At 47.2% G+C, this 25,056-nt stretch carries 21 protein-coding genes; 10 read left to right on the top strand and 11 right to left on the bottom strand.

Going from position 1 to position 25,056, the window contains the following annotated elements; genetic code table 11:
- Window positions 1-32 precede the first annotated feature (32 nt).
- The gene (locus tag ACE04G_RS14695; RefSeq protein ID WP_036609862.1) at window positions 33-380 is read right to left on the bottom strand and encodes a YlbF/YmcA family competence regulator; all 348 of its coding nucleotides are present in this window, start codon (window positions 378-380) and stop codon (window positions 33-35) included.
- A 237-nt stretch (window positions 381-617) separates the two neighbouring features.
- Between ACE04G_RS14695 and ACE04G_RS14690 the strand changes: the two genes are divergently transcribed.
- From ACE04G_RS14690 to ACE04G_RS14670, 5 genes are read left to right on the top strand one after another with little or no spacing between them, the layout of a single operon-like run.
- Window positions 618-1,985 carry a YheC/YheD family endospore coat-associated protein gene (locus tag ACE04G_RS14690; RefSeq protein WP_449004112.1) on the top strand — a complete coding sequence of 456 codons (1,368 nt, stop codon included), beginning with the start codon at window positions 618-620 and terminating at the stop codon, window positions 1,983-1,985.
- Between the two features lie 50 nt (window positions 1,986-2,035).
- A complete protein-coding gene (locus ACE04G_RS14685; RefSeq protein ID WP_339307692.1) occupies window positions 2,036-3,226 on the top strand; it encodes a YheC/YheD family endospore coat-associated protein in 1,191 nt (396 codons plus the stop codon).
- Between the two features lie 60 nt (window positions 3,227-3,286).
- Window positions 3,287-4,660, top strand: coding sequence for a YheC/YheD family endospore coat-associated protein (locus tag ACE04G_RS14680; RefSeq protein WP_310334037.1), 1,374 nt, complete (start codon window positions 3,287-3,289; stop codon window positions 4,658-4,660).
- A complete protein-coding gene (locus ACE04G_RS14675) occupies window positions 4,660-5,766 on the top strand; it encodes a YheC/YheD family endospore coat-associated protein (protein ID WP_221823121.1) in 1,107 nt (368 codons plus the stop codon). Before ACE04G_RS14680 ends, ACE04G_RS14675 begins: the two co-directional genes overlap by 1 nt.
- A 35-nt stretch (window positions 5,767-5,801) precedes the next feature.
- Complete coding sequence (locus tag ACE04G_RS14670) at window positions 5,802-6,980, top strand: YheC/YheD family endospore coat-associated protein (protein WP_339183647.1); 1,179 nt, start codon at window positions 5,802-5,804, stop codon at window positions 6,978-6,980.
- A gap of 66 nt (window positions 6,981-7,046) precedes the next feature.
- Here the strand turns inward: ACE04G_RS14670 and ACE04G_RS14665 are convergent, their stop codons facing one another.
- From ACE04G_RS14665 to ACE04G_RS14630, 8 genes are all read right to left on the bottom strand, one after another.
- Window positions 7,047-8,969 (bottom strand): alginate lyase family protein, encoded by a 1,923-nt coding sequence (locus ACE04G_RS14665; protein ID WP_339307689.1) that lies wholly within the window; start codon window positions 8,967-8,969, stop codon window positions 7,047-7,049.
- On the bottom strand, window positions 8,966-9,301 hold the full coding sequence (locus tag ACE04G_RS14660) for a cupin domain-containing protein (protein ID WP_339183643.1): 336 nt from the start codon (window positions 9,299-9,301) through the stop codon (window positions 8,966-8,968). The genes ACE04G_RS14665 and ACE04G_RS14660 overlap by 4 nt, the downstream gene beginning before the upstream one ends.
- Before the next feature lie 68 nt (window positions 9,302-9,369).
- Window positions 9,370-10,767 (bottom strand): ABC transporter substrate-binding protein, encoded by a 1,398-nt coding sequence (locus tag ACE04G_RS14655; protein ID WP_339307687.1) that lies wholly within the window; start codon window positions 10,765-10,767, stop codon window positions 9,370-9,372.
- A 133-nt stretch (window positions 10,768-10,900) separates the two neighbouring features.
- The gene (locus ACE04G_RS14650) at window positions 10,901-12,505 is read right to left on the bottom strand and encodes a helix-turn-helix domain-containing protein (protein WP_339307685.1); all 1,605 of its coding nucleotides are present in this window, start codon (window positions 12,503-12,505) and stop codon (window positions 10,901-10,903) included.
- Between the two features lie 11 nt (window positions 12,506-12,516).
- Window positions 12,517-14,358 (bottom strand): sensor histidine kinase, encoded by a 1,842-nt coding sequence (locus ACE04G_RS14645; RefSeq protein ID WP_449004113.1) that lies wholly within the window; start codon window positions 14,356-14,358, stop codon window positions 12,517-12,519.
- Window positions 14,359-14,372: 14 nt separating this feature from the next.
- Window positions 14,373-15,242: a carbohydrate ABC transporter permease gene (locus tag ACE04G_RS14640; protein ID WP_339308654.1), complete on the bottom strand. Its 870-nt coding sequence runs from the start codon at window positions 15,240-15,242 to the stop codon at window positions 14,373-14,375.
- Between the two features lie 52 nt (window positions 15,243-15,294).
- Window positions 15,295-16,185: a carbohydrate ABC transporter permease gene (locus ACE04G_RS14635; RefSeq protein ID WP_076209116.1), complete on the bottom strand. Its 891-nt coding sequence runs from the start codon at window positions 16,183-16,185 to the stop codon at window positions 15,295-15,297.
- Window positions 16,186-16,390: 205 nt separating this feature from the next.
- Window positions 16,391-17,077 carry an HAD family hydrolase gene (locus ACE04G_RS14630; protein ID WP_339307681.1) on the bottom strand — a complete coding sequence of 229 codons (687 nt, stop codon included), beginning with the start codon at window positions 17,075-17,077 and terminating at the stop codon, window positions 16,391-16,393.
- A 294-nt stretch (window positions 17,078-17,371) separates the two neighbouring features.
- On the opposite strand from ACE04G_RS14630, the gene ACE04G_RS14625 reads away from it, so the two are divergent.
- The gene (locus ACE04G_RS14625; protein ID WP_449004114.1) at window positions 17,372-19,090 is read left to right on the top strand and encodes a methyl-accepting chemotaxis protein; all 1,719 of its coding nucleotides are present in this window, start codon (window positions 17,372-17,374) and stop codon (window positions 19,088-19,090) included.
- A gap of 185 nt (window positions 19,091-19,275) precedes the next feature.
- Here ACE04G_RS14625 and ACE04G_RS14620 read toward each other — a convergent pair whose 3' ends face one another.
- Window positions 19,276-20,247 carry a Gfo/Idh/MocA family protein gene (locus ACE04G_RS14620; protein ID WP_339307677.1) on the bottom strand — a complete coding sequence of 324 codons (972 nt, stop codon included), beginning with the start codon at window positions 20,245-20,247 and terminating at the stop codon, window positions 19,276-19,278.
- A gap of 411 nt (window positions 20,248-20,658) precedes the next feature.
- On the opposite strand from ACE04G_RS14620, the gene ACE04G_RS14615 reads away from it, so the two are divergent.
- The 4 genes from ACE04G_RS14615 (at window position 20,659) to ACE04G_RS14600 (ending at window position 24,255) form a co-directional block, all read left to right on the top strand.
- Complete coding sequence (locus ACE04G_RS14615; protein WP_449004115.1) at window positions 20,659-22,290, top strand: thiamine pyrophosphate-binding protein; 1,632 nt, start codon at window positions 20,659-20,661, stop codon at window positions 22,288-22,290.
- Window positions 22,291-22,302: 12 nt separating this feature from the next.
- Window positions 22,303-22,671, top strand: coding sequence for a carboxymuconolactone decarboxylase family protein (locus tag ACE04G_RS14610; protein ID WP_339307673.1), 369 nt, complete (start codon window positions 22,303-22,305; stop codon window positions 22,669-22,671).
- 186 nt (window positions 22,672-22,857) lie between these two features.
- Entirely contained in the window at window positions 22,858-23,208 is a 351-nt protein-coding gene (locus ACE04G_RS14605; protein ID WP_339307671.1) for a hypothetical protein, read from the top strand.
- Window positions 23,209-23,262: 54 nt separating this feature from the next.
- The gene (locus ACE04G_RS14600) at window positions 23,263-24,255 is read left to right on the top strand and encodes a 3-oxoacyl-[acyl-carrier-protein] synthase III C-terminal domain-containing protein (RefSeq protein WP_449004116.1); all 993 of its coding nucleotides are present in this window, start codon (window positions 23,263-23,265) and stop codon (window positions 24,253-24,255) included.
- A gap of 215 nt (window positions 24,256-24,470) precedes the next feature.
- Here ACE04G_RS14600 and ACE04G_RS14595 read toward each other — a convergent pair whose 3' ends face one another.
- Window positions 24,471-25,040, bottom strand: a complete 570-nt coding sequence (locus ACE04G_RS14595) for a manganese catalase family protein (protein WP_339183622.1) — start codon at window positions 25,038-25,040, stop codon at window positions 24,471-24,473.
- Window positions 25,041-25,056: the final 16 nt, after the last annotated feature.

Below are 25,056 nucleotides of genomic sequence, written 5' to 3'. Positions count from 1 at the left end.
AAAAACAAGACAACCTTTTTGAACTACCTTTTTTACGCTTCAGCGCCACCGTACAGATGACCCAGGCTGTCAGCAATAATTTTATTCACGTCTTCAATGATGACACTGAGGCGACGCTCCGCGTCAAACAAGCGACGGATATTCAGATTCAAGCTCAGTACTTCAAACAATTTCTCCATTTTCTCCATCTCATCCGGAGCTGGCATATCCCCGCTCATCATACGTTGTTGCAGTTCCATTTGTTGATCACGGAAGTTATCCAGCATTGCTTTTGCATCCGGATCAGCTTCAATCAGCTTCATCGCGGAAGTAATCTCTTCCACCTCGCTGCTTTCTCTCAGTGCTTTGGCCAAATCATTGGCTTTGTCATAAATGTTCACTATTATTCCTCCTCAGATTGGTTTGTTCATCCGTGTTAATACACGCTTTTCTTCGCTGTCAAACAATGGCGATCTGAAACAGGCCATCCATAAACTGCCTCGAAATCAAATGCATTTAATCCATATGGGTCAATCACCAAGGGTTATATGTCCTCATATGATGAAGCACATGCCATGTTCAGATGCCGTTCAACTTCGAGATCAGACATCAAGTTGCCGCCCGGAAGGAGATCCGTGATGTCCACTAAAAAAGTAACGATTCAGGTTACCGGCTCGGGCATCCTGCAGGACGACGTCATCATGCTGGGCGAAGGGATGCTTAAGGCGCTTAAAATCCCTTCAGGAAGGCCGCTTCAGCTGCAATTTGGCTCTTTCCGTCGCGAAGTCACTGTTATTCCGGTACCAAGGTATGACGGGCTGCGCATCAATCAGACAGTTGCCAGCAAGACCGGTCTCGTTCCACGTTCGGTTCTGAGGGTATCCTATCGTTCAGCCAGCCGTACGCTTCGCCTTGGACCCTACATCAGTGTACTGGTTAGCCAGGATTATCCCGATCAGCCCGATCGGCCCTTTGGCTCCATCACGATGTTCTGTCAAGAACTGGTGAACGCCTGCCGTAAGCAAGGCGCCTATGTATCCTTTTTCACACCGGAGGATATTGGAGCGGTAACGGGTTATATGAAGGGCTGGGTGTATGATGACGGCTGGAAAAAGACTGTTCTGCCTGTAGCAGACGTCGTCAATAACCGGCTAACGTCCCGCAAGCTTGAGAACAAACCTAGCGTACAGCATTTTATGAAAGAAGTAAAATCGCTCTACGGCACGCAAACCTTCAATGAAAAGTTTCTGGACAAAAACGAAGTGTTTGACGCACTCAAGTCCATTTCAACGCTTAAACGAGTTCTTCCCGAGTCTCATTTACTCAAGACGTCCGCCCTGCTCAAGACGATGTGCAACCGACATCCGGTTGTATTTCTGAAGCCCGTACGCGGTTCTTTGGGTAAAGGGATCATCCGGGTCTCACGTCAGACGGACGGAAGCTTCCTGACTCTGGCGACTGGCGTCGGGGGCACCCGGAAACAAACGTATACTTCTCTGGATAAACTGTATGCCAGTATGTCTGGGAAAATGAAAACAACGCGTTATCAGATCCAACAAGGGCTGACTCTCATTGACAACAGTGGCAGACCCGTGGATTTCCGTGCGCTCGTGCAAAAAAACCGTACAGGTAAATGGAGTGTAACCTCCATCGTCGCCCGGATTGCGGGCGGGAGTCACTACGTATCCAATCTGGCACGGGGTGGAAGTCTCAGTACCGTCAAGGATGCTGTTGCCAAAACACAGTTGTCTGGATCAGCCAAAGCTTCCGCTTATGCAGGATTGCACACCGCAGCACTGGATATCGCAAAAGGGATTGAGAGTGCCATCCCTGCTCATTTTGGTGAACTTGGTATTGATCTGGCTCTGGACACCACTGGGCGCGTATGGCTGCTCGAAGTCAACTCCAAACCATCCAAGAATGATAATACACCACTGAGTGAGAGCAAGATCCGCCCTTCCGTCAAAGCCATGCTTGAATATTCTACGTACCTGGCGGGTTTTTGAAAAGTTATTCCCTATGGGAAACAAATCTGATAGAGGAGAGGTGCAGCGTAATGTTTCCATCATCTCAGACCAAGACACTGGCCATTCTGGTACGTGCAACCGAAGGCTCACCTCCCTTTACAGATGAACTTTTCTGTCGTCGTCTCAGTGTGGGGAGCATGCGATACGCCCTTCAGATTATTGTGATCCCGATATCAAATGATGCAGTCCATCTCCCTCTTCAATGGGGATATGTCTATCATCAAGGGAAGTGGAATTCGGTACCTGTTCCTGCAGTCGATCTCATTATGGATCGTTGTCTTCGCCCGATCTCCAGGTACGTCAGACAACAGCTTAAGGAATGGATACCAACCAACGGCACAGATCAACACCGTTATTGGTCTGCTTCCCTTCCAGGAAAATGGGAGGTACATCGTGTGTTGTCCCGAAATCCTGAATTGAGGTCACAACTTGCTCCCACAACCCGGATCGGATCACATATTCCTTGGGAAACATGGCTGGACCGTTGGCCCAGAGGACTGTTCTTCAAACCGGTATCCGGGACTCATGGCAAAAATACCTTTCGCCTGTCTCGGGGAACGACTCCATCAACATGGATCGTGGAGGGGCGTAACGAGGACAATGAACCCTTTTTTCTTACATTCAACCATACCCAGGCTGTATCTTCCTGGCTAGCATTACATCAGGCTGAGCGTAAGATGATCGTGCAGCCATATCTGGAGCTTAGCCATCATGGAAGAGCATTCGACATACGGGCTCTAATGCAAAAGAATGGGCAAGGTCGCTGGACGCTTACCGGATATATGGTACGGGAAGGACCCGAAGGTTCACTCACGTCCAATCTTCACGGTGGGGGTAAAGCATATCCTGCCCACGCATATCTGCTCCAGCGATATGGAACGATTCGCACAGAAACTCTGCTGAAGAGCATCCGGCAGACTGCTACTCTTATCCCCACCCTGCTGGAAAGCCGTTTCGGCAGGTTAGCCGAATTGGGGCTTGATTTCGGAGCAGATGCAGAGGGCCAACTCTGGCTAATTGAAGTCAACTCCAAACCAGGCCGCACCTCATTTGCAGAAGCGGGCGACCGACGCATGCATACTCTGACTTATACCCGGCCGCTTGCCTATGCCCGTTATCTGTTGCAACAACATGTTCTCACGGACGTCATTCGTCCAATGAAATTGCCGAATACATCCAGCAAAGCTGGCCTGAAACCCATCCCGATTCACGGCGGCTGAGGCCCGCAGCGCCCGCTTGCCATGGAGCCCAAGGATCTTTTCAGGATAGGAGGATAAATCATGAGTTTGACCTTTTGCAATCTGCATTTCACCAAGCAACCGGATAAAGTGGTTTATGTATCCAACGCTTTAATGAAGAGCCTCAACCTGTCCGGCAAAAAAACGGTGCACCTTCGCTTCGGGCGTGACCGGGTACCTGCAACGATCAAACCAATCAAAAAAGCAGGTAAACATCTGTATCTCGCTTCAGGTATCCGTAATATGATGAACGTTCCGAAACGGGGCAGTATTTATCTCCGGAATTTGCAAAATGATGAGGTCCAGTTAGGTCCACTGATCGGCGTACTCTCTGATGGGCCTGCGACGAGCACGAATCCATTCGGTTCCCGTACTGGTTTCATCAAACAGTTACTCCGTGAAGGCAGCCGAAAATCCTATATTTATGCCTTTACTCCCCGGGATATCAATTGGCAGAATGAGACGGTATCCGGTTTTTTTCTGAATGATAACGGAAGCTTTACCCGCAAAACGGTACCTCTGCCCGATGTCGTCTACAACCGGTTACCAAGCCGTCGTTCAGATTTCTCACCAGCCATTAACCAACTGCGGGAACGATTTATTCGTCGGAAAATTCCGTTCTTCAATTGGAGCTTCTTCAACAAATCAGATATCTATACATTGCTGGAGAACGAACCAACAGCCGGAAGGTATATCCCTGAATCAATTACCAATCCGTCCGTTGAACAGATGAAGGAAATGTTGGAACGCCATCAGTTCGTCTACTATAAACCTACTGCCGGAAGTCTGGGGAACGGGATCTACCGCCTGACTTACTCGCCCAAACGTGGATATTTCGCACGTTATCGCAAAAAAGGCGGTAATGCACTCCTGCGTTTTGGGTCCTTCAACAGTCTGATGCGCATGCTTCAGGGAAGACATGGCAAACAGCTACGCGGATATGTCGTTCAGCAGGGAATACGTCTAATTGAGATTGATGAATGTCCAATTGATTTTCGTTTTCACATGCATAAAAATGGTAACAATCAATGGGTTGTTGTCGGAATTGGAGCCAAAAAGGCAGGACGTGGCAGCGTCACAACACACATCAAAAATGGCGGCTCCCTAATGACTCCTGAGCAGGCGCTCAGTCGCAACTTCGGCGATCGTGCGGGAGAAGTTCTTCAGCATGCCAAATCCGTCGCTATTACACTGGCCCAGGCGATTGAAACCCAGCACCAGCATCTGATTGGTGAGATTGGCTTTGATCTGGGCATTGATCAGGAGGAACATGTATGGATGTTCGAAGCGAACGCCAAACCCGGGCGCTCCATTTTCCGTCACCCTTCACTCCGGGTGGAGGGCAAATCGTCGGTGGAGCACATCTTGGAACACTGCCTGTATTTGAGCAAGTTCCGGAAGAAGGAAGAAATTTGATGAGCCTTCATGATGATTTCAAACCTGTCATTGCTGTTTTGACCATGCATGATAAACAGCGCATGTTCAGGGGAAATCATCAAAATTTTCAGGATATCTTACAGACAGGCGAAAGCATGGGATACGTGGTGTACATTGTAACTGTTCGGGATCTGAACGTGAGTGGTCCCACCGTGAAAGGATATACGTACAACAAGGGGAGTGGAAAGTGGGTTTCACAACCTTTCCCCCTTCCCCATGTTCTGTACAATCGTATTCCCAACCGGGAAGACGAAGGAAAACCTTCCGTACAGCGTAAAATTGACGAATGCATGCAATCCGGAATCGAACTGTATAACCCATTCTTTTTCAACAAATGGGATCTGTTCGAATGGCTGAAGAAGTCCAAATCGACTCAGCAACTGATCCCTTATACTCGGCGGATGCGAAGTGCTTCTTCTCTGGGTGCCGTTCTACGGGCGTATCCCTACCTGTACCTTAAGCCCGAGAGCGGCAAAGCTGGCAAAGGAATCATGATGCTTAAATTTCAGGAAAAAGAACGACTTCCCTACCGACTCAAAATACAAACCACACGTAAAAGCACGACCTATAAAGCAGCTACACTTGCCAAGTTATGGGCACGAATTCGCAAAGAAACCGGACTTACGCCCTATATCATGCAACAAGGCATTGAATTGGCATCCTCTCGTAAACGCCCCTTCGATTTGCGTGTTCTTGTACAAAAGAACACCAAGGGCCAATGGAGCGTAACCGGTGTAGGAGCGAGACTTGCTGGCTCCCGCAGCATTACAACGCATGTGCCGCGCGGCGGGAGCGTAGAAGACCCTGAGAAGCTGCTGACCGAGCTTTTTGGCGAAGAAATGTCAACAACCCTGATGAAACGTGTGAAATCCACTTCATTAATGATCGCAAGACAGGTAGAACGGGGATCTGGTTTCACACTCGGAGAAATGTCCATGGATCTGGGCATTGATGACCTGGGGGAACTCTGGTTCTTCGAAGCCAATGCAAAGCCCATGAAGTTTGATGAACCACAGATCAGACGGCGGTCATTGGAACGTATATTTCACTACAGCGCTTATCTTGCCCGTCAGTCCAAACGATGATAGACAGGAATACTGCAAAAAGAAGGTGATTGTTTGTGTCCTCACCTGTTCTGGGCATTATGACGTTGTACTTAAATGAACATCGCGCTCTTGAAGAACGAAGCGTCTATCGCAGAATGATTCTTGAAGGGCGCAAGCGGGGACTCGATATCTATGTATTCACACCAGCCGACGTACACCCCGGGGGCAAACAAATTGAAGCCATGGTTTTTCATGAGGGAAAAGGCTGGTCCAGGGAGTGGCGATCATTCCCGGACCTGATCTTTGATCGCTGCCGGATTCAACGTAACCGAAGGTTCCAGCAATTGCTTGCTTTTCGTGAGAAATATGGGCATCTGCTCTTTCTGAACAGGCCACTGCGCAATAAATGGACCATCCACCAGACCCTTTTACAAAAAGCCAACTTTCGTGAACACCTGCCGGAAACCGCTCTATTTCAGGATATGTCCGATGTAAACCGGATGCTCAAAGTTTCTTCCCTGGTCTATCTCAAACCCATTAATGGAACAGGCGGACGTGGTATTCTGCGCATTGAACGCAGCAGTAGCGAGGCTAATACGGTGCTTGTTCAGGGGCGGGATCAGAAACGTCGTATCATCACTCCACGTAAAGTTCATTTCTCACGACTTGGCGCGTTGCTCCAGCACTGGAACATGAAAGACAAGTATCTTGTACAAAAGGGGATTCAACTTCAGCTTCCGAATGGACGTGTGCATGATTATCGCATGCTCGTTCAGAAGAATGGTGAAGGACAATGGGAGCTTACTGGATGTGCTGGACGCATGGGTGCAGAAAAAAGCGTGACCTCCAATCTGCATGGCGGCGGTCAGGCAATAGCGATGAACCGACTCATGAAGCAATGGATCGAAGATGACGACCTCCGGGCAGAAATTAACACAACTGCAGAGAAATTCGGCATTGATGTTGCTTCGTTTCTGGAAGATACGTATGGCGACCTGTGTGAGCTGGCACTGGATTTGGCGATTGACAGAAGCGGACGTATCTACCTGCTTGAAGTTAATCCCAAACCTGCGCGTGAAGTATTCGCTCGCATCGGGGAGCGGGATATCTATTATAAAGCCATCACTCAACCGCTGGAGTATGCCTTATATGTATATCGCAACAGACCTCCCGGAACGTCCAGAAAACCAGCCACTCCCAGGCCCGTTTCGCAAAAATCCACCAGAGTAAAAAGAAAAAGGAAAGTCAAGTGAATGGATTAGATAAAGCAGGAGTCTATGTTCGCCAAGTGCGAGCATAGACTCCTGCTTTACTGTTTTTTATTTCTGTTCTTTCGTCCATTGCAGCGTATCGTTGTCAATCACAATATACCCTTTTTCCTCACCTTGCACATAAGATAATGCCAATCTCATCAGGTCAGGTTCTAGTTGGCATGTGGTAACACATGTAACCTGGTCAATATGATCCGCAGGCAGGCACAACGTCAGAATACCCACTTTTCCCGAGAAATCAGTCTTGCCCTGGATGACCGATGTTTCCGACTTGGAACCATACACCTCAGATACCCAGCCGGGCTGCTCCGTCAACGCGAAGGCTCCCTTCCCGATGCCTGCCGTAACCCATTGCATCGTCAGCGTTATGGAAGATGCCTCATAGCTCATATCCGCCGTCATTTCTCCAGCTTCATTCATCCTCAACGCAATATCCGCTTGCGGATGCAGGTGAAAACGTTGCTCCAGAGTATGCTCTGCTTCTGCCTCCAGCCAATCCACAATTAGTAGTATAGGAATCTCCACCCCTGCCAGCATCCACCGGCGATGTGTAACTGGATCTGGCAAATGTGTATATCCATCCTGCGAAGCATCAATGAAGTGATAGCTGTCATTGCTCTCCCAACGTAACGTTGTGGCCTGAGCCTCCGGTTCACCCCATTGCTGTGTGGAGAGATAAGGTGTCTGATTCAGACCATCCACCGTGACGGTATTGTGCGCCCGCGTACTTTTGAAATACCGACGCCATTCCCCTTCTTCATACGTGTAACGTCCGGTGTCCGTGAAGAAAAGCTGGTTCTTCCACATCCACTCCACATTCAGCGCATCTGCATGTCCATGTGCTCCGCCCATGGCAGCCGCATCAAAAAAAAGATATTGATACTTGTCCCTCATAACATAATATCCTGTCTGCGGAAAAGCCCGGCTCGACAAAGCCGGAGAAGAAGAAGCCTGTAGACGGAGGCATCGCTCATATTTCTCCACACCCAGCAACCAGAGACACTCCGAGCTATCCGTTCCGCGAGCCATCAAATCATCATCGTCCAGGATCGCTCCAAGCAGGGTCAGTCGTTGTCGTCCATCGCCAACCCAATCCGAATCACCAATACCGGTAGACTGGTGATCTGGTCGAATCAGCGCCTCAGTAAATGCTGCCATTTGGCGTAGACAGCTGGCATACCATTTCGAGAAAGGATGTCCTGAAATCTCACCCAACCGATAAGGCGTGCCAAACATCTCGATGCTGGCATTGTGGTAATGTGTTGTCAGTTCAACCTGTATTCCCTCTTCACCCAACTGATGCAGCAAACACAGCTCAAGACGTTCCATCGCCACTTGACGCCAGTGTGGACTTCGCGGGTGCTGGTGGTAGAACGTAGCAATCATGAACAAGCCTTGCATATGCATAATGGCATGATTGATTTCCGTGCTGCCGAGGTAACGGGTCAAAAACTCGGCGTGCTCTTCCAGACCTTGTCGGAACTCCGCCTGAAAACCTTCGTCTATCAGTGAACTCGCTTCCATATATTTATATGCCGATATCCAGGACTGCACACGTAGTCCCGTCTCCAGCAGGCGCCACGGACCGGGTCTTTGAAAGAACACAGCCTCGTCATAAACCAGATTTACAGAAACCGGGTTTTGCTGTCTCCAGCTACGGAAGTGGTCAATAAATGCTGTTACATATAGCGGATTGCCCTTCATCAGATACGCCTTGCCCAGATCGAGCATATGCCAGTGTCGATTGATGCCCCATGTGAACTCCAGATCATTGGTCGGGTTGTCGAGCCAGTCCACAGGTGTCCCCATCGGAATCCAGCGATTCAGATCGTTGGTATAAGGAACGATAAATTCATTCAGGATGGCACGATTGGCAATCGTGAGCGAATTTCGGGCTTCTTCCGGAAAATGTTTTTCATAATATTGGGCAGCCCGTTGCAGATCCGTTGCCGAAAGGTAAAAATCGCTCATTGGGACGCCTCGAGGAAATCCTGACGGAATGGGGTAAACACATCCAGAATGACGGAGTCCTCCAGGGCCTTGACCCCATGCGGAACGTTAAAACCGGCATAAAAGCTGTCCCCTGCTTTTAAGATACGAGTTTCTTCACCGACCTGTACCTCAAAGCTGCCTTTGACGATATAGCTGACTTGCTCGTGCGCATCATGAGAGTGAACTTCTCCAATACCACCTTTAGCAAAGGTAACCTCCACCATCATTAATGTACCGCCCATGCCCAAGATCTTGCGGGAACTCGTTTCGTTTATGATATATGCATCGGTAGACGCATGATTAATAATCATTTTGCTTTTCCCCTTTCCTTGTGAATAAGCGACCGAAGTAGTTAAACCACGGCCGCTATGAACGTTTATTAGTCTTCTGTGGACAATTTACCCTGAAGCTTGGAAGAATCGAACGATGGATCAGCAGTTATGTTGGTCAGCCCTGCCGCTTTGGTTTTCTCCAGAGCTGCATTGTACCTTGTATCCAGATCCTTGATCACAGCATCGAGATCGCCACCCGTGAATACAAAGATTGAAAAAGCCTCACCCCATTTGGTGCCTTCCAGTGAACTCTCGGTCACCACACTTGGATTTGCCGGGAAAATGGCATCATATCGTTTGGGCAGGAAACCTTCAATGCCCGGAATGCTTGGTTTTTTGTCAGAGCTTAGTACAGCAGGAATCAGTGAGATTCCGTATCCCTTTTCGTAATACTCACTCTGAAGATCTGTGCTGTACACATACTCCATAAACTTCCATGCCGCTTCCTTATTGGCAGAATCTGCATTGATGCCGATGTAGGAGCCCCCGATGACTTGCGAAGCGCCCTTGATCGTTCCATCATTTGTTGGCACAGGAGCCGCTGCCCAATTTTCTTTGGTAGGAAACTGATCTTTATATACCCCTGGTTCGCCGGAGTGATTAATGTACATTCCAATTTTTCCTTGTGCAAACTGGGCTCTGAGTGGATCGATGTCCAGACTTTCTACCCCTGGCAGCATACTGCCATCCTGATTCATCTGACGGAGTGCCATTGCGATATCCTTGTACATCCCAAAATCAAATTGGCCAGTCTTGTAGTTGTAACCATCAATACCAACATTACTGCTTGCACCTGCGATCGTATTGGCTGCTCTCCAGAAGCCGCTGCTGCTCTTGAACGGGCTGGCAAAACCATAGATGCCTTCACTTTTACCAACTTCGGTAATTTTTTTGGCATCCGCAACCATCTCAGCCAACGTTTTTGGCGGACTCTCGATCCCTGCTTTTTTGAAAATATCCTTGTTATACACAAGCCGCCAGACCTGCCCTGTATTGGGGAGGGAATATATTTTTCCATCAATCGTGTTTTTATTTTCAATCAAGCTGTCTTTAAACACGGCCTTCATCTCATCACTCATGTATCCATCGATCGGGGCGAGATACCCCTTCTGATAATACGTCTGAAAATCATTAACTTGCAGCACATCGGGTGCCTGCTTGCTGGCAAAAGCAATATCGACCGCCTGTGGGTAGTTGTCCCCCATCACGGTCATCTCCACTTCAATGTTGTCCTTGTTCGTCTGGTTGAACTCATCGATCTTGGATTTCATAAAATCAGCATCATGGCGGTCCGGTGTCCAATATATGATTTTGGTTTTCCCTCCGGCATTCTCCCCGCTGGTCCCCGATTCGCTATTTGCCGAAGTACCACTGTCAGCAGAACAACCTGCCAAACTTAGCGCCAGCAATGCACTTAGCGTAGTCACCATCCACTTTTTAACCATTGATATGCCCCCTTATGCTTGTCTGGACAACCCGTTTGGTTATCCGTTAACGTAATGATAATCGCTAAGCTTTCATGCAAGTGAGGGACATTCTGACTTTGCATGGTGGGAAAAATGACGATCCGTATCGGGTTCAATTCTCATACATTTGCCGGAAGCAGGTTGGCGTCATGCCGCAATATTTCTTGAACAAACCGCTGAAATAAGGCCTGTCCTCATAACCCAGCCTCTGGCAGATCTCTTGCACCTGTACACCTGCAACCAGCAACTCTTTTGCTTTTTCCATCCTCATCTTAGTAATATATTGAATCGGCGTTATGCCCGTTTCCTTTTTGAAGGCATTGGCAAAATAACTCGGACTTAAATGCACGGATTGGGCACAGGCATGCAGCGTCAGATTTTCTGCAAGATTCAGACTGATATATTCCTGTGCTTTGCTAATCGCCTGTTTGACATCGGTGAGTCGCTTTTTGTCCATAATCTCGCATCCCATACTGCTAAAATGCTTGATATATCCCCTCCAGCCCTCAAATGTCAAGGAGCGCATCGCCTCAAGCACTGTCAGGTCGGCCTCCAGACGCAAGCGTTCCTCTGCTGTAATCTCATCACAAAAGGCACGGTAGATGGCAAAGGCCAGTCCAGACAACAAACGAATCATCGTGAGCGGCTCGGGAAAACCTTCGGAAACCTGCCATTCTTCGAGAATTTCATCAATGATCCGGTGACAAGTGCTCTCATTACCACATTTCAGTGCGTAAAAAAGCTCTTTTTCCTTCTCCAAAGGATATACCGGGGCCACACAGGCCTGATTCTCCAGTTCAGCATACTTGAGGATGCAATTTCCTTCACTGTAAAAACGATAGGATATCGCCTGATCTGCATGTGCGTAGGACGTCCAGATTTCCTGTGGTCTGTGGGCAATCGTACCCACACCAATCGAGACTGTTTTTTTGCTGAATCGCTCCACATTTTGGCGGCATTGCTCCAGGAGCTCGGAGACATCGATCTGACTTGGTGTGTTAAATATGGCGGCAAGCCGGTATCGGTTTTCCCGTAAAACAACGCCCTTGGTATAGCGGTTCAAGGTTTCTCCCACAATATTTTGGACCGCAAAAGGAACGATTTCGGCATCCAGATGCATCGTGTATCCATATCGCGTATAACCATCCACCTCAATGACCATCACGAGAAGATTGGAGGAATCGAGATCAATATGCAGCTCGTTCCAGCGACTTTCATTCAGGAAGCCCCCGATTTCATGACGCAACAAACCCAGGAGATAGCTGTGACGCTCGTACTGGCTGCTGCTCTCCACCTTCTGCTCCAACTGTTCCAACTGTTTGCACTGTGCCTGCTCTTCCTTAATCACCTGTCTTACCTTCAACACCGCACCGAGTATTTCTTCAGGGGTAAACGGTTTGAGCAAATAGTCGGATGCCCCCAGCTTGATGGCTTCCTGTGCATATTGGAAATCCGAATAACCACTGATGAAAATAAATTTGGCTCGCAGTCCGGCATCCAATGCCCGCTTCATGAGGTCCAGTCCGCTCAGCTTGGGCATCCTGATATCACTAATCACGATGTCGGGTTGCTGCTCCAGCAACAAGGACCAACCGAGCTCTCCATTGCCCGCCGTGCCTACAATCCGAACCTGATGATCTTCCCACGGAATAGTTGAGGATATGCCTTTTACAACTGCCTGGATATCATCCATAACACACATCGTCAATTGGCCCATACTGCCCCTCCTCAGGTGATCGGAATCGTGATAACAACTGTTGTCCCTACATCTGTACTGCTATGAAACACAATCGAGGCCACATCCCCGTAGTGCAGGCTTAGTCTGCCATGGAGATTGGATAGGGCATAACCTTTGCGTCCCCCGTCAGGAGCATCCTCAGCAGAGATGCTGGCTACATCCATCCCACATCCATTGTCAGCCACCTCCAGCCGTAGTGTGTTACCCTGACGATCAATGCGGATCAGGATAACGCCCATATCTTCTTTGTCATTGAATCCATGCAGGATGGAATTCTCGACCAAGGGCTGAAGCAATATTTTTAAAATATCAACAGCGTAACAAGAGGGGTCCCCCACCTCAATTCGATAAACGAACAGATCCTCATAACATTTTTGCTGAAGCTGCATGTATTGTTCGACATGTTTGATCTCCTGCCCCACACTGGTGATGTCTTTCCCATCATTCAGTCCCAGACGGAATAACAAGGATAAGGAGACGATCATCTCACTTACATCCTTCTTCTCTCCGCTCTCACTTTTCCAGAACATTGTATTCAGCGTATTGTAGAGGAAATGAGGATCAACCTGCGCCTGAAGCGCCTTGACTTCAAACCGCCGTTTGTCTTGCTCTGTTGTCCGTACTTCTTCAAACAGAACCTGAATCTGGTCCAACATCCGATTGAAACGATGCCCTACAGCGCTGACTTCATCGTCATACTTGCTGCGAAACCGTACATCCAGATCATTGGACTCCACCTCAACCATCAGGCGTCGCAGTTTGTTCAGTGGCTTCAGCAGAGCGGATGCCAGTAGCCTGGACAACCCAAGTGCGAGCAAAATGCAAAACAACATGATCAGGATGATCAGCCAGCGTATCTTTTGGAGGGGGGACAACAAGTCAGCCTTGGACTGTACACTTACCATGACCCAATCCTCGTTCATCGACAATGCCGAATAGTTAACAAGCATGTCCTCCCCCTGATCGTTCCTATAGGTAAAATCTCCAGCATCGCCACGGCTAAACTGTTGGGTAAAGTCCGGCTCCATAATGAAATCGTAATTTCGGGACCTGGGTCGAATGACTTCATTTCCGTTTTTGTGCAGCAAAAACAGTTGAATCTGGTTATTCATGAGATCCTGCGTCAGAATGTCTCGCATCGCCTCTTCCTTCATATTGACGACCATATATACATTCGAATAGGTATGATTATCGATCACAATGGGTTTGAGCAACAGAGATAACACATTTCCTTGGGATTGGAACAGTTCACTCTGATGTGAACCAAACCACATCGTATTCCAGCCTTGCAGCTTCACGTAGCGTCCGTATTCCCTGTCGAACGGGTTATTGCGATTCGGAAAATCTTTGGTCGAGAAAAAATCACCGATGGGTGTTGTCAGATATGCGGTATCAATCAGTGGCTCTACGAGCTTCAATTGAGCAAACGATGTTTGCAGCAGCGAGAGATTCTGATAATAATGAGATGTGTTATTTTTCCCCACGTCCTTCATGACCTGGGTGAATGCTTCATTGAGCATAAAAGAAAAAGAGGATACAACAATATGCCTTAGATGTTCATCCATAACCTGCACTGATTTGTTCAGAATGCTTTGTTTCAGTTCAAGTGCATTCTGCTCAATGCTTCGTGCAGCAAAGAGATAAGAGCATATCCCGGTCACACTGATGCACAGGACAACGAGAAAAATGTACAGCAGCTGTATTCTTTTTTTCAGGGACATTTTATAAAAGTCGAATATCATCGGCGCTCGCTCCTTGAACACGGCTTGGCCCGTCCGCTGTGAATTAAAATGAGTATAGCACAGTGGAATAACCCGTAAAACCGTTTCCATGATTGTGCTCACGCCTATCCTTTCACAGCTCCCAAGGTCACCTGCATGAATGATTTGTTGGCAAAAATATAAACGATGAGCAGCGGCAAAATGGACAGACAGGCTCCGGCCATCATCAGTTGGACCTCAGCCGCAGCTCCGATGCCATATCGCAGACTAGCCAGCCCAACCGGCAAAGTCTGCAAATCCGGATTGCTCATGGTGAACACAAAAGGAAGAATATATTCATTCCAAGAACTCTGGAATACACCCAGACCTGCAACGGCGAGTCCGGGCCGCAGGAGCGGAAGAATAATTCGCCAGTATGTGGTGAAGAAATTACAGCCATCAATCATCGCCGCTTCATCCAGTTCGCGCGGGATGCTCTTGAAGAAACCAATGAGAATAAAGTATGTGGCAGCGTGTGCGCTGATCAGTATAATAATAACGCCCCACAACGTGGTATTCAGCCCCAGCTTAACCATGAGGTCAAATTGCGGACGCAGCACAACCGCGCCTATGGAAATAAACAGAGTGGATGCCATGAGCAAGGTGTACCCCTTTTTCCCTTTGAAATTCACTCGATCCACAGCGTAGGCTGACATCGAAGCTACCAGCAACGTGCCAACTGTTGTACTGATGCTAACAAACACGCTGTTCATCGTAAAACCCGAAAAATTGGCGGTTTTCCAAGCCTGAGCATAGTTGGAGAACTGCCAAATCTTCGGCCAGATGGTAGCCCCTCCGGTCAATTCCTGGTTTGTTTTGAAGGAACCGAGCAATACAAGTATGATGGGGAACAACGACAGCAGAGCAATTGCGATCAAAAACAGCCAAAGTACCGTTCGTTTGGTCCAGCGAATGAGTTGGGGAGACCCTGAGGGCGCAAGCACATTTTGAGTCATCATCGTTTCCTCCTGATTAATTTATACGTGTTCAAAAAGTCTGTTTTTCATTTTAATAGACATCATTGAGCTTTTTGGATATACGGAAATAAATGAGCGTCACAGCCCCTACGATGAGAGCCGTTGTGAAACCAACCGCACTGCCATAACCGAGCTGCTGGAGTGATTGGGTGTCAGCCGACACGGGAAACAACAGTTTAAACAAATACAGATACATCACCTCTGTTTTGCCATACGGCCCTCCTTCGGTAAGCACCATAATACTCTCGTAACCTTTCAGCGCCGTGGTAATTGCCAGCATGATGATCATCTGCAAGACTGGACCCAGCAATGGAATTGTTACATTCCGCAGTTTCTGAAACTCACTCGCTCCATCCAGCGATGCCGCCTCATAAAGCTCTTCGGGAATGCTCTGAAGACCCGCAATGAACAACAACATATAGTTGCCCACAGCCCCCCAGATGGCGATGATGATGGTTGTTAGCATGGCATGTTCAGCCCCCAGCCAGCTAATGGATTCGGAGATCACATGATACTTGAGCAGCAATTGGTTCAATATTCCGTTATAAGAGTTGAAAATAATAAAGAATACAATCGCCATGACCGAAGCACTAAAAATAGTGGGGAGATAATAGATCGCCCTAAAGAGGGATCGCCCTCTCCATTTGCGATTCAGAATAATCGCCAGAGTTAACGACAGTGGAATTGTAACAACGAGTTTGCCCAGGGCGTACACACCCGTGTTGCCTACAGAATCCCAGAATTGCCCGTCACGCAAAATGCGTCCAAAATTATCAAGCCCGATAAAGACAGGCGTCCCGATGCCTTGATAATCATAGAACATGTAACGCAGCGCCCATAACAGCGGATAGATCCCAAATACAAGGGTTAAAAAAAGACTTGGAAAGATGAACATATAGGCATGTATTTTGGATGGTTTCACCAGAATCGGACCCCCTATAGCTTTTGAATGAAGTATAGAGGGAATATGGAGGTAGGCGGGATAGGGAAATCAACTTTTTACAGGGGAGAATGTGACTGCATGACCATACAAAAAAACCTGTATTCAACGAATTTCCGTTGAGTCTACAGGTTCATATCATGCGGTTCGTAATCTTAAATCTCAGTATACGTATGTAGCGTATAGGCTACTCTGCTTCATCATACAGACGCAGCAGTTCTGTAAAATCAGAGATGAGCACATCTGAGCCCGCAAGCTCCTCATCACGGCCAAACCCGGCATAAGCACAGCCGATGACCGCCTGACCGTTCATTTTACCAGCTTCCACATCAGAAGAGCGATCCCCTACCATCCATGCGTCCTGAATACGATGTTTCTCAAGCAGGATCTGCACCAGATTAATCTTGGAAGGAGTCTTGTACTGGCCTGCACTGTATACCCCTTCAAAGAAAGGCATAATCTCGTGTGCAAACGCCACACCCTTCACATAGTCCTCCAGCCCGTTACTTGCGACAAAAAGACGCACTCCTTGTTGTTTTAATGCTTGCAGTGTTTCTTTCACCCCAGGATACAATTGGGAACTTCCTTGATCAAGCCCCTCAATCTCCAGTTGAAGCAACAGTTCGTCTGCACGGCGATGTGCCACTTCCGATGCCTCAGGCATAACCACTTTCCATATATCCTCGAGCAACATGCCCAAACTTCCCAGCATCCGTTCCTCGGGTGGAGTTTCTCCTTCAAAATGCCCTTCGGCACGCAATGTATCAAATAGTTGCTGGTAAGCTGGCAACAACAGGGTCTCTGTCTGGAACAGCGTACCATCCATGTCAAAAATCATCGCTTCCGGTTTGAGCAATACCTTCTCTTTATTCATGTCCAATGTTCCTTTCGGATTGGGATATTGTATATGTAATTGGAATCGTTCCCTTCCCATGATAAACATAACGTTTGAACGTGTAAACCAACGATTGTAAAACATCATCAACCCCAACCTTATACAACATAAATCAAACGTTATATTATAGTTAAACGAACTATATACAAAAGAAGTTTCTTTACGTATAATACTAAAAAATAGTTCTTTAGACACCTAATCTAAAGACCTACAATTGTCATATTTCCGGTTTTTTCGACAACTACATATACCCCATAGAGAGGAATAACAAACATGAAAAAGCGAAAGACCTTTAAGATTTTTTATAAGATCGGATTAGGATATTTACTCGTACTGGCTGTACTGGCTGGTTGCATCCTGCTGATTCAGAACAGCACAAGTCAGCTCCAACGGGAACTGGATTTTCTGGTCGATCACGATATGAGGGTACACGCCCTCACCTATGAACTCGAAAGAAACATGGTAGATATGGAAACAGGTCAACGCGGTTACATCATCACGGGTCAGGACAATTATCTCGATCCCTACACCCAAGGAAAAGCGCAACTTATTACACTCAAAGATGAACTTGCTGCTTTAATTTCGGATAATCCGGCTCAACTTGCACTTTTGGAAGACATACATACTAATATGGAGAACTGGGTTCAGGTCGCTGGTGAACCTGTGGTCGCCCTTCGCCAAGCAAATAATACACAGGCCATTCGAGATTTTTTCGCAGATGATCCAGGTAAAAGAGACATGGACCAGATTCGGACTGCTCTCGATACGTTTCGAACCAACGAGCATACGTTAACCGATAACCGTACAGAAGCACTGAAGCAAAAAAACACACTACTGAACCTGGAACTGTATGGGGCACTTATCGTTGTGGCCATTATCTCGTTCATCACTGCATTGGTCCTGTCACGTGCCATTGTTAGAAACATCCGTACCGTGAAGCAGGCATTAAATGACATCGGTTCTTCCAATGGTGACCTGACACTGAGAATCGCTACGCCAATGAAAGACGAAACTCGTGAACTCGCGGAGGCAGCCAATACAATGCTCACTGGTTTGCAGCAAATGATGCTGGACGTTCAGAGCAATGCCATGATTCTGAGTAAAGCTTCGGATCGATTGGATAAAGGGGTTGCCGATAGCCATCTTGCAGGAAAAGAAGTTGCCACTGCCATGGAACGTGTAGCTGAAGGCGCTGATGAACAGGTTGCTCTTACGCAAACCATGGTAGCTGCGATGCAGCAATCCCTCCACGGCCTTAATCGTGTCGCCTCCTCGGCAAGTGACGTGGCAGGCCGTGCAGTTCGTACCGAATCCATTGCCGTGGATGGGCAACAGCGCATTGATAATGCTGTAGGTAAAATGAGTTCCATTGAGCAATCCTTCCTCTCTGTACAGGAAGCCATTAATGAAATTTCGAAGATGTCTGATCAAGTGATCAACATTGCAGATTCAATGTCAGGTATTGCGAGACAAACCAATCTGCTTGCACTTAACGCCGGAATCGAAGCTGCCCGCGCTGGGGAAAATGGACGCGGCTTCGCTGTTGTTGCTGCGGAAATTCGTAATCTTGCAGACCAAAGTGCAACATCAGCCAAAGAGATTACAAGTATATTGGAAACCGTGGTAGCAGGTGTTCAGAGTACGGTGCAGGTGGTTGATGAGAGTACTCTACATGTGAATGAAGGGTTGCGGACCATTGAGGATGCAGGTAATGCTTTTTCAACCATTACTCAGCATATTCATAACCTCAGCGGTGAAGTTTTGGAGGTATCTGCTGTTGTCGAGGAGTTAACTTCCGGTAGTGAGGCTGTGATGAAGTCCATCAATGAAGTATCGGCTGTTGTGGAAGATACTGCATCAGCCACGGAAGAAGTATCTGCGATGACGGAGGAGCAACTTGCTTCCCTGCAGGAAATGTCTGACACGTCCAAGCAGTTGAATGAAATGTCGGATACACTTGATCAGCTGGTTAAGCGATTCAAGCTGGCGTGACCTGAATCAACATACAACATAACGATAGAATGTCTATGTAGCTCTATTTTGCGCCAAAACACAGGAAAGAAGCATCGCAGACAGGCACACCTGGGCCACTGCGATGCTTCTTGGTGTTACGGAGAGCTGATACATTTAAAGGTACAGCAGGCACTTCGAAATGAAAAAACCTGACACTCCTTTTCTTATCCTGATTGTTCCGTGTTCCGTAACGCTTCCAGTATCAATTGTGCCTGATACCCATCGTTAAAGTCATATATCTTAGCTGGTTTGCCTTGTATACGTGCAATCACATGTTTAAGAACCGGCAATTCACTGGCGGACTCAAGCACTTCCACAGGAGAAAGTGGCTGCCCCACCATGCCAGTCTTCAATTCTTCCCAATTTTCCAGCGCAATCGTGCCTTTTGTGCCATACACCACCATGGATACACGTTCTTCCCCCGCAAATTGAGAGATGCCGTTCAGCTGAATTCGGATTCCGTCTTCCAGTTCCATTGCAGCCTGCACTTCTAGTTCACAGTCTCCATTATCAGGATATTGAACCTGGGTGCTCACTACCCGGATGGCACCAAACACCTTTTGAATCATATGAATCCAGTGAATCCCCACTTCAAGAATAAATCCACCCTGCTCCCGGCTTGTAATCCATGCATTCTGTTGCCATGATCGTGGCCACTGCGGGAATTGCAAAATGAGATCTATTTTGCGAATGGCCCCCACAGTATCCTGCTCAATCATCTCTTGCAACTTCAGCACGGAAGGTTCATGCGGCATCGAGAAGTGGATGGCATGAACAACGCCCGCTTTTTGCGCTGCATCCAGCATCTTTTTGGCTTCTTCTATACTATTGGCAAGCGGTTTCTCGCAGAATACATGAATTTTGCGCTCCAGCGCCTCCATGACAACCGGATAATGAAATTTCGGCGGAACTGCAATATACAACAGATCAATCTGATGTTCATTCATCAATTGCTTGTAATCCGTATACGTCCTAACTCCCCGATGAGAAGCTGCAAAAGACGCCAAACTTTCCTCATTCGCATCACACACCGCAACAATCTCAATCTCCGTGTCCATCTTTGTATTCTCGATGAGATGAACCATATGTAATCCCATTTTACCCAGCCCAATCAGAGCCATCTTGATGACTGTCATTCCATCCCCTCCCAATTCCTTTCCAGTATAGCAGAAAGCAAAGAATTGCGAATGCGATGCGTTGATACGAAAAAAGATAAATCCCTAGCTTTCAAGTCGCTATTAGAGACTGAAATTCATCATTGTTAGTCATATTTTTACATTATTTGTAACTTCGTAACAACCGGGTAATTCGTTCCAGGGATATATAACCAATTGTTTTCACTTTATCCAGCATCACTTAAAGCGTTACCAACTTAAGAATCAGGAATTTAGACTCACAAATACAGGTTGACAAAAAACCACAAAAAAAGATACTCTTCCTAATAACAATGAATATTTCCTCTTACAACCTTAGATAGTAACTTGCATTCAACAAATGGAATATGCGTATGGTTCTAATAACCTATTTCATGAAGCGAGGTGTCCCGCATGAGAACAGTTGCGGACTATTTGGCAGAAACTCTGCGTAATCTAGGCGTTACTCATGTCTTTGGTATTATTGGTAAATCCATCTGCCCTGCTGTACTGAAAATGGTGGATTACGGATTAGAGTTCATTCCAGGCCGTCATGAATCCAGCTCAGGTTTTGCCGCATCCGGCTATGCATTACAGACGGGTAAACTCGGCGTTGCCTTTGCCACATCCGGTCCAGGCGGAACTAATCTGCTTACTGCAGCAGCCCATGCAAAGGCCAACAATCTGCCCGTTCTATTTATTACGGGTCATCAATCCATCCAGGAACTGGGGCTACCTCAGTGCCAGGATTCCTCTTCCTATCTGGCTGATCTAGCCGAGATGTTCCGGCCTGCCACATTATTCAGTAAACTCGTTGAGCGTGGAGATCACTTCGGCACCCTACTGAATCATGCCTTATCCATTGCCCTTGGTCCGAATAAAGGCCCTGTTCACCTCTGTCTTCCTTTTGACGTACAGACTGAATTGTTATCGGAATGCCGGATTATCATTCCCGAACCGGAACCTCTTTTTAGTATATCTAACCTGAATCGTATTTTCCCTCTCATTCAACAATCCAACCGCCCTTTAATTATTGCTGGTAAAGGTGTAAGTCGTGCCAGAGCCCATGATGAATTGCTTCAATTGGCCGAATCGTTCAACATTCCTGTCATTACTACGCCTGGTGGAAAAGGAGCGATTGCGTGGGACCATCCCCTGTACCATGGACCTTGTGGTGTTGGAGGTTTCCCACATGCAGACGACATGTTGAACCAAAGTGACCTTTATATTGTACTCGGTTCACGTCTGAGTGATATGACCCTATGCAATCTGAAACCTGAGAACCACCCGGCACACCTCATTCAATTTGATACTGATCCTACATTTGTGGGTAAGATTCTGAGTGCTCAAACCTTACATATCACCGGTGATTTGAAGGACAACATGCAATATTTGCTGGGCACATTAGAAGACCTCCCTACTCCTGTGAGAACCACGGCACCCATCGATTACACTGTCCCTTTACCAGATCTGCCCCACCTGTCTCTGGCTTCTGTGCTGGAAGGGATGAGTGATCTGCTTCCGTACGATCATAAGTTGTTTGTTGATGATGGCAGCCATGGATTTCATGCGGTACAGCGATATAAAGTCAAGAAACCAGGCAGTTTTGTATTTGACGCATACTTTGCATGTATGGGTAATGCCATTGGTATGGCCATTGGTGCCAAAGCTGCTTCTCCTGAGGAAACTATCGTATGCATCACCGGGGACGGATGTTTCATGATGCTGGGGACTGAGATTAATACCGCAGTATGCAACAATCTTGCCGTGATCTTCATTGTCGTCAATAATAAACAACTGGATATGGCTCTCAAAGGAATGGAAAAAACAACAGGCAGGATCGATGGCACCTTATTTGAGGTTCCCATGGATGCAGCCAAATTCGCCGAATCTCTGGGAGCTGTCGCTTTCCGGGCAGAGACACATGAAGAATTCTCATCTGCGCTGAGCACAGCCCAAACGTTGAATCAGGTGACTGTCATTGAGCTTCTGACTGATCGAGATGAAATTCCACCTACGGCTCACCGCACCGTAACTTTGAATTAGGAGGAGCATATCATGAGCGAACATGTAGCTCAGGGCCTGGACCGTTTTGCTAAACTTTCTGGTGAGTACGGCGCAAGAGCCCTTGCACCAATCAAGGAGCATTTTCCCGAATTATCTGAATTTATTATGGGGACAGCATATGGGGATATTTTTCAGCGCACCACCATTTCGGATCAATGGAAGGAAGTTGCTATCATATCTTCGTTGATCACCCAAGGACAGTATGAACAACTAGGCGTGCATTACACGATGGCTCTAAGCGTGGGAGTGACGGTGGATCAGCTCAAGGGAATATTGCTACATCTGGCACCATGTGTGGGTGCTCCACGCATTATTAGTGCATTTAATATTTTGCTTGCCACTCTAGACGAAATACAGTAATTCACTTTTCTACATTTTTATACATGATTCGACTTTTTTATTGATCTTTTTACATTCCTACCTTTATAATATGGTTAAATTATCCTTCGAACCAGCTCGCATCTTAGAAGCTTTCGGCAGAGGCCCAATGGGCTGTGTATCCACTAACAGGATAGCCTTAACTCATTTAAAGGAGAGAGATCAAGCATGGGAAATTTCATTCTGAAGACTGACGTTTCGAACAAGGTGTTAAACATTGAACTGGAGGGTTCTTTCTCTCAAGAAGACGGTTTGCGTTCCATCTCGGCCTATCAGGATACGATCGCTCCTATTAATACCAAGGAGTATAACCTGAACATTGATTGCAAAAAGTTGAATGTTACGGCTCCGGAGATTGTGCCTCTTCTGGAAGGATGCCTTCAAATGTTCAAAAAAGATGAATATAAAAAAATCGTATTGACCCTCGAGAACAACGCGATTCTAAAAATGCAGTTGTCCCGGCTCGGCCGGTCAGTCGGTCTGGACAATCTCGAAATCATCTCTACCGTTACCACTTAATAAACCAGGCGGACAAGCTGAGAATTCACCCTTCCGCTCAAGAGGAGAATGAAGATGGCCGGAATTCGTATTGTAGATATCGATATCTATCATCCAGCAACCAAGGTGCACAATGACTTTTATATTGAACATTTTGACGCAAGAGGTGTAGATATTCGAGGATTGTTAAAGGCACTTGGTCGTGATACACGTTATAAAATTGACAACGATGACGAAAACTCACTAAGCATGGCCTTTGAGGCAGCCAGTAACCTACTGGAAAAAACCGGACTCACCGGTGCAGATATTGATCTGATTGCTTATGCAAGCCAAACGCCAGAATACATCTTTCCTACGAATTCCTTGATGATCCATCGCCTGATTAACGGAGCCTCTCATACGATCTGCATTGACAGCAACGCCAACTGCGCAGGCATGACAGCAGCTTTCGAACAGGTTAGCCGGCAGATGCTGGGCAATCCTCGCATTCGTCGTGCCTTAATCATCGGCTCGGATTACGTGGCTCCTCACGCCAGCCCGGACGATCCCGTATACTTCGCCAATTTCGGTGATGCAGCAGCGGCGGTTATTGTGGAGCGGGATGAACAAGCTGTCGGTTTCATTGATTCAATCTATCAGACGGATACGTGTGTGTATGGTAATTCGCTATTTCCTGCAGAAGGCCTGGCTAAACTGGGCAAAACGGGTGTAGATGCGGGTGCTTTTCATGTGAAATTCATACCATTCGATGATTCCATCTGCGTGGATGCCGCTTCTGAGTCCATCCGTACCCTGTTAACACGCAACGAGATTACACCAGACGAGATCAAAGCCGCCTGCTTCTCTCAACTATCCATTAGTAATATTCGGGCTGTATCCGAGAATGTCGGCATTGCTGATGATATTGCCGTCTACATTGGCGATGAATTCGGATATACCTCAACCAGCAGTCCATTCATTGCATTGCATCGGGCGGTTACAAGCGGTCAGATTCAGCGTGGTGACAAAGTGTTGTTCTGGACGGTTGGAGCCGGGTGGCAAAATGTAGCCATGGTGGTAGAATACTAGGCTAGCCTTTTTCGCCATCATATCTTTATTCAGCAGAATAATAACTAGGACGATCCCTTTTATTTTAATTCAAAAAGGATCGTCTTTTTATTTGAACGGAATCCTCACTCCACCACGTATACTGCTTCTGGCTTTATTAACTAACTCATAGTAATTAACTCAAAGCAAAAAGCAGCCCTATCGGACTGCCAGACTTCTGCTTCTATACCAAACGTTCAGAAAATCTTCTTTGTCTCGCGATCGTCTTTCAGGATCTCTACAGCCTCCCGGAAACGCAAGGAATGCACGATCTCCCGTTCCCTCAGGAATTTCAGACTGTCCTGCAGATCCACGTCATCCGTCATGTCGATCAACCATTGGTATGTAGCCCGGGCCTTCTCTTCCGCTGCAATGTCTTCGTACAGATCCGCAATCGGATCACCCTTGGCTTGAATATACGTAGCGGTAAACGGTACACCTGCTGCATTGCTGTAAAAAAGGGCCTTATCATGATTAACGTAGTGAGCAGCCAGCCCGGCTTGCTCCAGCTGTTCAACTGTAGCATCTTTAGTCAGCTTATAGATCATGGTTGCAATCATCTCGAGGTGGGCAAATTCTTCTGTTCCAATGTCGTTTAACAGGCCGATAATTTTGTCTGGAATCGTATAACGCTGGTTCAGATACCGCAGGGCAGCTGCCAATTCCCCGTCTGCTCCACCATACTGCTCCATCAGTAATTTGGCCATATGAGGGTCACATTTACTCACTCGAACGGGATATTGTAGCTTTTTCTCGTATACCCACATTGCAAGACTCCTCCTT

It is taken from the genome of Paenibacillus sp. AGC31, from assembly GCF_057334655.1.
Note: the sequence above shows the minus strand (reverse complement) of the source record. Positions and strands in the feature narration are given on the sequence as shown.